We start from the raw sequence: 12,697 nt of genomic DNA, 5'->3' as shown, positions 1-12,697 counted from the left end.
TTGCAGTAAGGGGGCTTGAAGGAAAGGCCGCCCTTGTTTTTTGACGAATTTTAGAGAAAATGTGAACACTTCGTGAAAGTTTTCTAAAGAACTATAAATTTTCACGTTAAATAATTGACATGTATTTTTAAAGAATGTTACAATTTATCCTAATAGTAAAATGGAGGTGTATATCTTATGGAGCAGAAAGAAAAAATGAATCTAGTGGATTATACAGATATATACGGAAAGATATGCGAGCAGACCGATTTGATTTCGGCAGAACTTTTTGATGAGTTTGGTGTAAAGCGGGGACTTAGGGATAAAAATGGAAATGGTGTGTTGTCTGGACTGACTCATATTTCAAAGATTCAGGCATTTAAGGAGGTGAATGGAGAGAAGATACCCTGCGATGGTAAGTTATGGTATCGGGGATATAGTATCATAGACCTGGTTAAAGGTTTTCATGGAGAGCGGTTCGGATATGAAGAAGTCACTTATTTGCTTTTATTTGGGCGATTACCGAATATGGCAGAGCTGGAAGAGTTTAAAAGAGTTCTCAATGCCAGCCGGACGCTGCCGACAAACTTTACGCGGGATGTTATTATGAAGGCGCCAAGTAAGGATATTATGAATTCCATTACAAAAAGTGTGCTGACGCTGGCATCTTATGATGATAATATGGCAGACCCGTCGATCAGCAATGTGCTTCGCCAATGTCTGCAGCTGATTGCTATTCTTCCGATGTTGTCCGTATATGGATATCATGCATATAATCATTATGAATGTGGAGACAGTTTTTATATACATCGTCCGGATGAGAATCTTTCAACTGCGGAAAATATTCTTCTCATGCTTCGTCCGGATAAAGTGTATACAGAACTGGAAGCGAAGGTTCTTGATATTGCCCTCGTGTTGCATATGGAGCATGGCGGCGGCAATAATTCAACCTTTACGACTCGTGTTGTGTCTTCGGCGGGTTCAGATACTTACTCGGTAGTAGCTGCGGCGCTGTCTTCGCTGAAAGGCCCGAAGCATGGCGGCGCAAATATTAAAGTTGTGGAAATGATGCGGGATTTGCGGGAGAATGTATCCGATCTGCACGATGAAGAGGCCATTAAGGAATACCTCGGTAAACTTTTGGATAAACAGGCTTTTGATAAAAAGGGACTGATCTACGGTATGGGGCATGCGGTATATTCCCTTTCTGACCCAAGAGCGCGGATCTTTAAGAGTTTCGTGGAACGTCTGGCGAAGGCGAAGGGCAGAGATGAAGAATTCGGCATTTATTCGGCTGTGGAACGTCTGGCACCGGAAGTCATTGCTGAAAAACGAAAGATTTATAAAGGCGTCAGCGCCAATGTGGATTTTTACAGCGGATTTGTATATAATATGCTGGACATTCCATTGGAATTATATACACCGATTTTTGCCATGGCACGGATTGTTGGCTGGAGTGCTCATCGCATTGAAGAATTAGTCAATGTGGATAAGATTATTCGTCCGGCCTATTTGAGCATAATGGAAGAAAAAGACTATAAACCTTTGGAAGACAGGGAATAGTGAAACATTGGATATAAAGAGGGCTCCAGGATTTCTCCTGGAGCTTCGGCTTTTCTATAGATAATATTTTGAGAGATATCAGTCTCTTACAATAACGGAGATACCGTTAGGGATGCAGGTCAAACTTGCGTCCGTACCTTTCAGTTCTCGTGCGCGGGCGTAAGCAGCTTCGAGCGTTGGAAAATATTCAGCTTTCATATCTGTGATCATTTTTTCCTGTTCTGGCTCTGCCACAAAAAGCACTTTGTGTTTACAGAGAATACGGCAGTAAATCTGGGCACACCACTGGTCAGGCAATGTATCTTCCTGGGCTGTTGCCATACACTGATCATAGAAAGACTGAGCAGATTCAGCATCTGCAATGGAACGGTAGTATTGTTCGCCGCCGTGACCATCCGAACATGTCGCCAGCATGATGATGACCGCATCCGGTTTTGCTGTTGCTTCTCCGGCGCTCATGCCCTTTGAACACTGGTAAGCGTTCTGATCAAGCGGATAACCGCCGTTCGTGGTGATAACGATATCGGCCGGTGCTGGTCTTACGACACAGTAGTTTGCAAGGAAATCGGCGCCTTTGCGGTGAGCAGTATTGAAATTGCCGGCAAAAGCGGCAACAGTTTTCTTATCCTCATCAATAACAACATTACAGATAAATGCCAGATTAGCCATTTCGGCTGCCGCGATCATATCCTCGTGAATCGGGTTATGATCAAGAATACCGGTACGGGCATATGGGCTGTCAATGAATTTGGAACAGTGGTTGCCCATAACGGTCACGGCATCACAGACGCCCGGAAGAACACTTTTACGTCCGCCGGAAAAGCCGGCGAAGAAGTGAGCTTCGATAAAACCTTCGGCAACAAGGAGGGATGCTTCCAATGCAAGCTTATCAATAATACAATCCGGGCCGGATGGCAATGTGCCGACTTTGGCATTGCTCTCCGGATTGTGGGCATCATGAACAACGATGCTGTCCTTGAATTCTTCGTAGAGTGCATCACCAAGTTTGTTTCTTAATTCGTCAATGGTTGTCTGACGATGGAAACCGGTAGCGACAAGAAATGTAATCTTGATATCCGGATTTCCCATTCTCAATTCGCGAATCATATGAGGTAAAATGTCCTGACTTGGTACAGGGCGTGTGTGGTCACTGATAATAATTGTACAGTCCGGTTTGCCTTTTGCAAGTTCAAAAAGGCGTGGGCTGTCAATAGGGTTTTCCATGGCTTCCGCGACGATATCATACCCGCTTTTGTTGCTGTGCAATTCATCAATGTTGGAAGTCAATACAGGAGTATCGTCAGGAACTTCCAAATCAAGTGTTGTTTTTCCGTAAAGAAAGTTTACTGTCTTCATAAATGTTCTCCTCAAAAAATCCTTCATAATAATAGCATTCAAAACTCAAAGTTTGACTGCTCTATTATATGATGCTTTGTGCAAGTTGTCTACAAAAGTTATTTGTTTAACGAGTATTTTTTAATAATTGCACAAATTGGTCCGACCAATATAAACGTTTAGCCAAATTTTTGAAATAGCATATACTATTATCAAATAAAATGAAGGTGACATTGATCATGCCAAAATTTGGAATCGATGTAAGTTCTTTTAATGGTGACATTAATTTCACAATGATTAAAGATCAGATTGATTTTGTACTCATCCGCTGTGGCTATGGCAATAATGTGACCAGTCAGGATGATTCAAAATATGAAAGGAACGTCAGGGAATGTGAAGCCCTCGGAATTCCCTATGGTGTTTATTTCTATTCTTATGCATTAAATATGGAAGATACAGAGAGCGAAATACAACATTGTTTAAGACTGGTGCGTAAGGCAAATCCGACCTATGGGGTCTGGCTGGATATGGAAGATGGCGATGGCTATAAAGCGAGTCATGGTTTTCCTTCAAAGGAGATGTTGGTATCTATATGCGAACGGTTTTTAATGGGAATCGAATCTGCCGGGTACTATGCCGGACTTTATGCCAGTTTATCGTGGTTGAATGGATACTTGAATGACCGAAGACTGGACCGGTTTGACAAATGGGTAGCTCAATGGGCTGCCGAGAATTCTTATACAGGGGCGTATGGATTATGGCAATTTACGAATGGGAAATATCTGGAAGGATGGACGCAGCCTTTTGACGGAAATTATGCCTATTATGATTATCCGGCCCTGACTTCCGGTAATCCTTCAGAACCGGAAGAACGGCCGGAGCCGAAACCGGAAGGCGAAGCGATGAAGATTGTGGGAAATGGGGTCAATTTTCGGGAAGATGCCTATGTGGGAGCACCGGTAATTCTGCAGCTCTATTATAATACGGAAATTACCTGGTTATGGGATGACGGTTGGGGCTGGTCTAATTGTGTGTATAATGGTCGAAAAGGTTTTGTGGCGAATGAATATCTTTCCGGCTGGCAGAGATTGTCCTCTTATAAAAGAGCGAAAATCTTTGGCAGTGGAGTGAACATGCGAGCCTATCCGGGGCTTGACGGCGCTGTGGTCGGGCAATTGGGCTGGGGGGATGAAATTTCAGTAATCTCCATTGCACCATCCAATTGGATGCGGATAAAATATGGTGAATTATTTGCTTATGTAAAATATGATTCTACGTATATAAAAATTTTGTAAAATGTGGTATCATAATTAAAAAGAATCGGGAGGGGAGAAATATGCCGGGATTTATTATTCATCTTACAGAGGCGGCCATGATCATGGAACATATGAAAAAGCAGCCGGATTCTGATTGGAAACAGGAATTTTTGCTTGGTAATCTCCTTCCGGATACCCGGTTGGGGAAGGATAAAGCCATATCCCATTTTTGGGCGCCGGAGGGCTGGGAAAATATTGCACGGGCTCCAAAACTGTCTCGTTTTCTGGAGAAATATGGGGATCGGCTGAACGAGCCAGTGATTCTGGGCTATTATGCCCACTTATATCTGGATGAACGATATGTGAACGAATATTGGCCGACTATTTTGACTTTTGAGGATGAAAAAGGCCGTCCGGAACCAAGAAAGGCGTTTATTCATCGGGTGGAGTTGAAAGAAAGCGGCCGTTTTATTCCGTTTGAAAAGTTTTTTTCCTCAGAATATTATTACGGGGATTATACGCGGAGTAACCATTGGCTTGTCGACAAATATCATATACAGCCGCCGGAATATAGATATCTTGAAAATGTGAATATGGATGAAGTGAATGCATCCCAGCTTGAACGGGTGCTGAAAGAGCTTGAGTGTATTTGTCATAAAGGCAGACCGGGGGATGAGAAGGAGATGAAAGTCTTCAATCTGGCAGGGCTGGAAACCTTTGTGCGATATACGGCGGAGACATTTTGTCAGCATATGACACAGATGACTCATATTATAGATAGCAGGGGGAGAAATAAATAAATGATATATAACAATGTTTTAGAGGCTATGGGCCATACGCCGATGATTCGTTTGAATCGTATGAATTCACCGGAAAATGCGGAGGTTTTGGTAAAATATGAGGGGCTAAATGTGGGTGGTTCCATCAAAACGCGCACAGCCTTTAATATGATCGAGGAAGCGAAAAAGCAGGGACGCATTCATGAGGATACGATTATTGTGGAGCCGACGAGCGGTAATCAGGGAATCGGCCTGGCTTTGATCGGTGCTGTTCAGGGATATGAGACGGTAATCTTTATGCCCGATTCGGTGAGTGAGGAGCGGCGGAAACTGGTACAGCATTATGGTGCCGAAGTGCGGCTGGTGCATGATGCCGGGAATATTGGGGATTGTATCGATGAATGTCTGCGGCTGGCTCTGGAGATGGCAAGGGAGAATCCAAAGGTGTTTGTGCCTCAGCAATTTGAAAACCCGGCCAATCCCATGGTGCATCGCCATCATACGGGGCTGGAGATCCTGGAACAGGTCGGCGGACCGATTCACGGTTTTTGCTCAGGCATCGGAACCGGCGGAACCATCACTGGCATCGGGGAGGTGCTGAAAGCCCAGAATCCGGAAATCGAGATTTGGGCTGTGGAGCCGGAAAATGCAGCCATACTTGCGGGCGGAACGGTGGGAACACATCTGCAGATGGGGATTGGAGACGGCGTCATTCCTCCAATTTTGAATAAACAGATTTATGATGACATTTATGTGGTTACAGATGAGGAAGCGATTCAGACAGCAAAAGATCTGGCGCGGCTGGAAGGGCTGATGTGCGGCATTTCCAGCGGAACAAATGTTGCGGCCGCTTTAAAACTGGCTAAAAAGCTTGGCAAGGGAAAAACGGTTGTGACGGTGCTGCCGGATACGGCAGAACGATATTTCTCGACACCGTTATTTGAAGAATAGAGGGGTTTATGGATTCATATAGCCAGTTGAATGAAGTATTAGTACATCTCTTCAATCATACGTTGAAGATTGAAGAGGAATCTTTGATTCAGGATGAATTTAAGGATATTTCCATGAATGATATGCATATTATTGAGGCCATAGGTGATGGTGAAGCGAAAAATATGTCATCGATTGCCCGTCTTGTCGGCGTAACGGTGGGGACATTGACGATCGCCATGAATAATCTGGTTAAAAAGGGGTATGTTGTTCGTACGCGCAGCGAAAAGGACCGGAGAGTTGTTCTTATTTCTCTGGATGAGAAAGGGCGGCGGGCCTATAAGCGGCATGCGCAGTTTCATATGGAGATGGTCCGGGCCATGCGGCAGGGACTGGACGAAGAACAGTGTCAGGTTTTGACACAGGCGATGCGGAATTTAAGAGATTATTTTAAGACAGTGTAGCAGGCCGGGAGGAAAGAAATGAAAATAAAGAATGGGTTGTCCAGTTCGATGGAGGACTATTTAAGGGAAATTTATGTACTGACACAGAAAAAGGATGAGGTCCGTGTGACGGATGTTGCCCAGTTCCTTGGAATATCCAAGCCGAGTGTTAATCGGGCGATGAATACGCTGAAAGAACAGGGATATATCGAACATGAACATTATGGAACGATACATCTGACCAAAGCGGGACTTGAGGCGGGTAAGAATGTCTATGACACCTATAAAGTGGTCTATAAGTTTTTGACGGAGATGCTGGAGCTCGAGCCGGCCGATGCCAGGGAAGAGGCTCACTTACTGGAACACGATATCAGTAAAGGGACGCGCAAAAAACTGAAAAAATTTATGAAGAAGAAAAAATAGAAAGAGCCGCAGGACGATTGAAAATTTGTCCCGCGGCTCAATTTCTATGTTAGTTTAATTCGTCAACAACTTTCTTGATAGCAGCCAGAGCGTCATCCGGAAGTTTGTCATAACCATCTTTTAATACAGAAAATTCTTCGATTTCATTGACACGGTCCATCATACGGGCCTTTAATTGGGTCAGATATGCAGCATCGCTCATATCCGGAATAAAACCTTCCCAATCCATGATTTCGATATCGGAAAATGGTCCCCATGGTTTAAATTCTGCTTTTTTCTCAACGATGGCTTCAAGGATGCCGAGGGTATCCTTTGGCTGTACTTTTTTGCCCATGAAATCGCCGGTATTGATGATGTAACAATCGACATTCTTTTCTTCCACCAGCTTTTTAAATTTCTCATAATCGTTAGCCAGTGGATAGGTCCGGAACGGGTTGGCATATGGTACGACAACCAGTTTGTTTGGATCTACGCCGGGAGCCAGACGCTCTGCGGAAGAACGTTTGGTTGCCAGAGTTGCACCCATGACAGAGGCTAAGGAAGCTCCCTTTAACTTAACAACCGGCGGAATGGTTGGATCTTTCATGATCCAGAAGATGGCGTTTACCGGAGAGTCAATGCGGTCTACCCGGTTTGGAGACCAGAGCTTGGATTTGATCGCACGGCCGTTTCCGTTACGGATATCTTCTGTAACGAGCTGAATCTTTCCTTCAGAATCCATGGTCGCCGAGTTATTCATGGAAGTAAGGAGGTATTTGTTGTCATCGCAACCGGTTGGGTAATCGGCAGTTTTATCAAAATAGGTTGGTTCAATGGCGATGGATGCACAGGTATCCGTATTGATGATAAAGGCATCATCATGAAGTACTTTGATCTCATATTTACCACCGTGTTTTGCGTGGGTCAGTGTGGATTTTCCGGAACCGGATAAACCGTAAACAGAAGCGACGAATTTGGAACCGTCAGCTAATGTGTATTCTTTCTGACCACCATGGCAGGACGCATAACCGTTACGGTTGGCAATAGCCCAAACCATCGTCAGAGTCCCCTTCTTATGTTCACCAAAGTATCTCATACCGAGAATGCAGGCACAGTTGGTCTCTGTATTGAAGTAGCACAAAGTCTTTTTGGCAGGGTCACTGAGACAGCTTAAATCAACGCCCGGCCGGTCGGAGCCGTTCCACTGTGGGTCGGAAAAGATATAGATATCTGCTTCCTTGCCGTCACCAACAGGTTTGGAGTTTTTATACATTTTTACATATTCATCCGACATGTACTGGAAGTTCAGCATCCAGGAATAGAGAATATTTTCTTCGCCTTCCGGAATGAGCAGGTGACACTTAACCATAAATTCAGAATCAAGGCCGGCATAAACTTCTGCATGATACATGGTTTTCCAACGGGATTCATAAACAGCATCCATAGCGACTTTGTCCAGCTCCTCGCAATTTACGCCAGGTTCTCCCGCGATTCGGCGGGCAACAGCGTAGCGGCCGGTGATAGCGCCATCATTGAAAAGAAGAACTTTGGCATCTTTTTCAAGGCCAAATTCTTCACCTCGGTATACCGGCATATCGGTAACGATCGTTCCCGGAGAGTTTTTAGCCAGTTCATAGGCTTCTTTTAAAGTATTTACTTTAACAACATTATTTCCGTAGAAAGCGGCTTCGATAATGGAGCGGGTTTTGGAAAAACCCGGCTTTCCTGCGCCGATTTCGTCAATATTGTAATATGCTTTTGTTGACATTAACAGATCCTCCTTTAGCGGTTTAAATTCCTTCAGTTAATTACAACTATAAACAACAATTGGCTGAATGTCAAGGATTGGGCGGTTCAGGCTGCCTTTTCTTCAGCAGATTCAGGGACGATATCTGCATCCGGCATGTATTTCCGTAAGATAGGAAATGGCGCCGGACCCAGGTCTAAAAGCTGCTTGTGGAAATCTTTAATATCAAAATCCTTATCCAGATGATCTTCCATGGTATCACGCATTTCAAGAATTTCATCCATACCGATGCCGTAGATCATATAATTTGTCGGGTTATAGAGAATGTTGTCGTAAAGTTCCTGGATGGTCGCGTCGTCGAAGGTCAGATACTGACGGATAAATTCGCCGGTCTGCGCCACATCCCAGCCTTCATAGTGAATACCGAGGTCCGCGCGACAGTAGAGATTGAGGGCCATTTCCGCATTGAAAGTGCGGTAGAAATCCGCCACATCTTCCTCGAATCCACAGTAATCGTAGGACAGAGATTCCACATAGGAAGCCCATCCTTCTACATAACCGGAGCATTCATAGACGGTGCGGATAGGATCCGGGTTCGTATTATAATAGTAAGTGATCTGATACATATGGCCCGGATAGCCTTCGTGAGCCATCGTCGGCATCAATTCGTTGCCCACACTGTCCCGGAGATTTAAATAAATCTGGTTATTTGCAATATCGTCGATCCGGGGAATGAAATACATGGCCGGACTTAAACGTTCAGACAGAGATTCATGAACATTTTTCAGGGTATAGTCGACCTCAGGGGCTTCCGGCATCTGTTCGGCCGTAAATGTGGATTTAAAGTGCTCAATGATTTCCGTCGGGTCTGTCAGCGAATATTCGGCATTATCTACCTCGTCAAAAATATCCGGGTTGGCATTCATCGTGAGAGCGAGGAAAAATATTGCAGAATTCAGTTTCCCCTCGGTCAGTTCGATGAGTTCCTCCGGGGTCTTGTCTGTGCCGACGGAGGATTTTAATAAATATTTGTAATAGTCCTGACCGTTTTCATAGGACGATATATTTCCTTTTTCCGGCGCCGTATCGATCTGAGCGGTCAAACCGTCAATAATGGACTGGTAGGCGGGGATGACCGAGTTGATGACGGCCTCCTGATTTTTTTTGATATAGGCGTTCTTTTCATCATCAGATAGATTCAGACCTTCCAGCTTTTCCGGAAAAACTTCAATAAGAAGGTTAGTTTCCGGGGATTCAATGAAAGACTGACAGTCTTCAATGGCGGCTTCCAATGCGGACTTGCACATGCCGTATCCGGCATCGGCTTTTTGGTTTTCGAAGGCAAGGATAGATTCGATATAATTGCCCAGTGAATTTAAAAGGGTCAGATAATCTTTAACGTCGTCCACATCGTCGAAATGATATTCCGCCATGGTTGTCGGAAGCTGGCTCTGGAAGCCGAGCAAGGGCGCCAGATTTGACGTTTGATAAATATAATCATAAGATTCCAGATCTGCTTCGAGATAATATTTAACCACGTCATAAGTAACGGCCCGTTCACCGGTTAGACCGGAGATTTTATTCAGACGGTCAAGCCAGGCCTGGGTCTGAGCTTTTTCTTCGGCAAAATCTTCCTCCGTCAGAGGAACGTCACCCCAGGTTGCTTCCTCCAGCTCGATGCCGTAGGCCGACGGATCTTTCAATGTATAATTCAGAGTCAGCGAATCGCTGCCGACATAATCTGTAAAAATATCACGTGTCAGTTCATCAAAGGCTTCCTCAGCAGATGTTCCATTGTTGGTCGTGGTCGCCGTTGTGTTTTGGGCAGAACTGCATCCGGTCAACAGCAATGCCGCTGAACATACAGAAATCATTAGTGTTTTAAATGTCCTGATAAATTTCATATTATTTGAATCCCCCTTTAGTTTGATATTTTTAGTATAACAGAAAAAGTCTGGGATATGTAGGTGATTTTCCATTAAATTTCCTTGTGTTTAAAACAGGGATATATTATAATAAGAAATTAGCTTATGATGAATATATAATTCTGATGGGAGGAAAAAACATGGCAAAGAAACCTTATTATATAACAACAGCGATTGCCTATACGTCCGGGAAACCGCATATCGGCAATACGTATGAGATTGTTCTTGCCGATAGCATTGCACGGTTTAAACGGGCTCAGGGGTATGATGTACGTTTTCAGACGGGGACGGATGAACATGGTCAGAAGGTGGAGATCAAAGCGGCAGAGGCCGGCGTAACCCCGAAGGAGTATGTGGATGGTGTGGCCGGTGAGATTAAACGGATCTGGGATTTGATGGATACATCCTATGATCGTTTTATCCGGACAACAGATGCCGACCATGAAGCGCAGGTCCAGAAGATTTTTAAAAAGCTTTATGATCAGGGGGATATTTACAAAGGATATTATGAAGGAAAGTATTGCACACCGTGTGAATCCTTCTTTACGGAAAGTCAGCTTGTGGATGGCAAATGTCCGGACTGCGGACGGGAAGTGATCGATGCGAAGGAAGAGGCATATTTCTTCAAAATGAGTAAATATGCGGACCGGCTGATCGAACATATCAATACCCATCCGGAATTTATTCAGCCGGAATCCCGTAAGAATGAGATAATGAATAATTTCCTGCTGCCGGGGCTTCAGGATTTGTGTGTATCCAGAACCTCTTTTACATGGGGAATCCCGGTCACCTTTGATCCTAAACATGTGATTTATGTATGGATCGATGCACTCAGCAACTATCTTACCGGACTTGGCTTTGATCTGGACGGCAACAGTGATCCGATGGTGGAGAAATACTGGCCGGCAGACCTGCATCTGATCGGTAAAGATATCATTCGTTTCCATACGATCTATTGGCCGATCATGCTGATGGCACTGGATATTCCTCTGCCGAAGCAGGTATTTGGACATCCTTGGCTGCTTGTCGGCGAAGGAAAGATGAGTAAATCCAAAGGTAATGTGATTTATGCCGATGATCTGGTAGATTATTTTGGTGTGGATGCGGTGCGTTATTTCGTTCTGCACGAGATGCCGTTTGATAATGACGGTTCCATTACATGGGAGCTGATGGTTGAGCGTATGAACTCAGACCTGGCAAATATTCTTGGAAACCTGGTAAATCGTACCATTTCCATGACAAATAAATATTTTGGCGGTGTGGTAACCAATCCGGGTGTCAATGAACCTGTGGATGAGGATTTGAAACGGGTTGCTTTAGAAACCCCTGTAAAAGCGGCAGCGAAAATGGATAAATTGCGTGTGGCCGATGCCATTACAGAAATATTTGCATTGTTCCGTCGCTGTAATAAATATATTGACGAGACGGAGCCATGGAATCTGGCAAAGGACGAAGCGAAAAAAGACCGTCTGGCTACAGTACTTTACAACTTATTCGAGGGTATCCGAATTGGCGCAGTATGTCTGGAAGCTTTTCTGCCGACCACATCCCGAAAGATTCTGGATCAGATTGGCACACAGCAGAGAGATTTCCTCGAACTGGATACTTTTGGCCGGATGGAACAGGGAATCAAGGTTGTTGAAAAACCGGAGATTCTCTTTGCACGTATTGATATGAAGGAATTCATGGCAAAACTGGAAGCAGATAAGGCTGCTAAAGAAGCCGAGGCTGCAAAGGCGGTTGCGATGGAGGCAGGTATCGATATTGAAGCCAAACCGGAAATTACTTATGACGATTTTGCCAAGCTTCAGTTCCAGGTCGGCGAGATTATTGCCTGTGAAGCTGTAAAAAAATCCAAAAAATTGCTTTGTTCTCAGGTGAAGATCGGCAGTCAGGTGCGCCAGATCGTATCCGGAATTAAAGCCCATTACACACCGGAAGAGATGGTGGGCAAGAAGGTCATGGTTGTGACAAACCTGAAACCTGCAAAGCTGGCCGGTGTGATGTCCGAAGGTATGCTTCTCTGCGCGGAAGATGCAGAAGGCAGTCTGTCTCTGATGATTCCTGAAAAAGAAATGCCGTCAGGTGCGGAAATCTGCTAAGTTGCAGAAATAGAAATAATGTATGTCCAGATGGGCATGACCCATACATGCCCGAATGGGTATATGAAAGACCGAAAGCTGTGTGATATGCTTTCGGTCTGTTTGTTTGCGCGCCATGGGCGCGCTCTAACGGGTGCAAGTCCCGAACACGCCTAGGCAACGAGGAAGTGTATAGCCGAACAGCAAGGGTGTCCATCGTGAGGTGGAATCTGAAGGAAGCTGTAAGCAAACTCTTG

At 44.7% G+C, this 12,697-nt stretch carries 10 protein-coding genes; 7 read left to right on the top strand and 3 right to left on the bottom strand.

Annotated features, from left to right (window positions below):
• The first annotated feature begins 177 nt into the window (after window positions 1-177).
• Complete coding sequence (locus EV212_RS12800; RefSeq protein WP_132094214.1) at window positions 178-1,542, top strand: citrate/2-methylcitrate synthase; 1,365 nt, start codon at window positions 178-180, stop codon at window positions 1,540-1,542.
• A 78-nt stretch (window positions 1,543-1,620) separates the two neighbouring features.
• Here EV212_RS12800 and larA read toward each other — a convergent pair whose 3' ends face one another.
• Window positions 1,621-2,898 carry a nickel-dependent lactate racemase gene (larA, locus tag EV212_RS12795; RefSeq protein WP_132094211.1) on the bottom strand — a complete coding sequence of 426 codons (1,278 nt, stop codon included), beginning with the start codon at window positions 2,896-2,898 and terminating at the stop codon, window positions 1,621-1,623.
• A gap of 218 nt (window positions 2,899-3,116) precedes the next feature.
• Here larA and EV212_RS12790 point away from each other — a divergent pair, with 218 nt between their 5' ends.
• The 5 genes from EV212_RS12790 to EV212_RS12770 are packed head-to-tail and all read left to right on the top strand — an operon-like array spanning window position 3,117 to window position 6,708.
• Window positions 3,117-4,172, top strand: a complete 1,056-nt coding sequence (locus EV212_RS12790) for a GH25 family lysozyme (protein WP_165873381.1) — start codon at window positions 3,117-3,119, stop codon at window positions 4,170-4,172.
• Between the two features lie 41 nt (window positions 4,173-4,213).
• Window positions 4,214-4,933: a hypothetical protein gene (locus EV212_RS12785; RefSeq protein ID WP_132094206.1), complete on the top strand. Its 720-nt coding sequence runs from the start codon at window positions 4,214-4,216 to the stop codon at window positions 4,931-4,933.
• Entirely contained in the window at window positions 4,934-5,863 is a 930-nt protein-coding gene (cysK, locus tag EV212_RS12780) for a cysteine synthase A (RefSeq protein ID WP_132094203.1), read from the top strand. It begins immediately after the preceding gene.
• Window positions 5,864-5,871: 8 nt separating this feature from the next.
• Window positions 5,872-6,306 carry a MarR family winged helix-turn-helix transcriptional regulator gene (locus tag EV212_RS12775; RefSeq protein ID WP_207669127.1) on the top strand — a complete coding sequence of 145 codons (435 nt, stop codon included), beginning with the start codon at window positions 5,872-5,874 and terminating at the stop codon, window positions 6,304-6,306.
• A gap of 18 nt (window positions 6,307-6,324) precedes the next feature.
• A complete protein-coding gene (locus tag EV212_RS12770) occupies window positions 6,325-6,708 on the top strand; it encodes a metal-dependent transcriptional regulator (RefSeq protein WP_132094197.1) in 384 nt (127 codons plus the stop codon).
• Between the two features lie 49 nt (window positions 6,709-6,757).
• Here the strand turns inward: EV212_RS12770 and EV212_RS12765 are convergent, their stop codons facing one another.
• Both EV212_RS12765 and EV212_RS12760 read right to left on the bottom strand, forming a co-directional pair.
• Complete coding sequence (locus EV212_RS12765; RefSeq protein ID WP_132094194.1) at window positions 6,758-8,455, bottom strand: phosphoenolpyruvate carboxykinase (ATP); 1,698 nt, start codon at window positions 8,453-8,455, stop codon at window positions 6,758-6,760.
• An 86-nt stretch (window positions 8,456-8,541) separates the two neighbouring features.
• Window positions 8,542-10,338, bottom strand: a complete 1,797-nt coding sequence (locus EV212_RS12760; RefSeq protein WP_165873380.1) for a DUF885 domain-containing protein — start codon at window positions 10,336-10,338, stop codon at window positions 8,542-8,544.
• 161 nt (window positions 10,339-10,499) lie between these two features.
• On the opposite strand from EV212_RS12760, the gene metG reads away from it, so the two are divergent.
• Window positions 10,500-12,461 carry a methionine--tRNA ligase gene (gene metG / locus EV212_RS12755; RefSeq protein WP_132094187.1) on the top strand — a complete coding sequence of 654 codons (1,962 nt, stop codon included), beginning with the start codon at window positions 10,500-10,502 and terminating at the stop codon, window positions 12,459-12,461.
• The last annotated feature ends 236 nt before the right edge of the window (window positions 12,462-12,697 follow it).

Origin of the sequence: Frisingicoccus caecimuris, from assembly GCF_004340975.1 — a bacterium.
Taxonomy (GTDB): Bacteria; Bacillota; Clostridia; order Lachnospirales; family Lachnospiraceae; genus Frisingicoccus; species Frisingicoccus caecimuris.
Note: the sequence above shows the minus strand (reverse complement) of the source record. Positions and strands in the feature narration are given on the sequence as shown.

Bases quoted from the DNA above. Each gene is read 5' to 3' on its own strand.
- EV212_RS12800 (WP_132094214.1), top strand. From the start codon at position 178: ATGGAGCAGAAAGAAAAAATGAATCTAGTGGATTATACAGATATATAC.
- larA (WP_132094211.1), bottom strand. From the start codon at position 2,898: ATGAAGACAGTAAACTTTCTTTACGGAAAAACAACACTTGATTTGGAA.
- EV212_RS12790 (WP_165873381.1), top strand. From the start codon at position 3,117: ATGCCAAAATTTGGAATCGATGTAAGTTCTTTTAATGGTGACATTAAT.
- EV212_RS12785 (WP_132094206.1), top strand. From the start codon at position 4,214: ATGCCGGGATTTATTATTCATCTTACAGAGGCGGCCATGATCATGGAA.
- cysK (WP_132094203.1), top strand. From the start codon at position 4,934: ATGATATATAACAATGTTTTAGAGGCTATGGGCCATACGCCGATGATT.
- EV212_RS12775 (WP_207669127.1), top strand. From the start codon at position 5,872: ATGGATTCATATAGCCAGTTGAATGAAGTATTAGTACATCTCTTCAAT.
- EV212_RS12770 (WP_132094197.1), top strand. From the start codon at position 6,325: ATGAAAATAAAGAATGGGTTGTCCAGTTCGATGGAGGACTATTTAAGG.
- EV212_RS12765 (WP_132094194.1), bottom strand. From the start codon at position 8,455: ATGTCAACAAAAGCATATTACAATATTGACGAAATCGGCGCAGGAAAG.
- EV212_RS12760 (WP_165873380.1), bottom strand. From the start codon at position 10,338: ATGAAATTTATCAGGACATTTAAAACACTAATGATTTCTGTATGTTCA.
- metG (WP_132094187.1), top strand. From the start codon at position 10,500: ATGGCAAAGAAACCTTATTATATAACAACAGCGATTGCCTATACGTCC.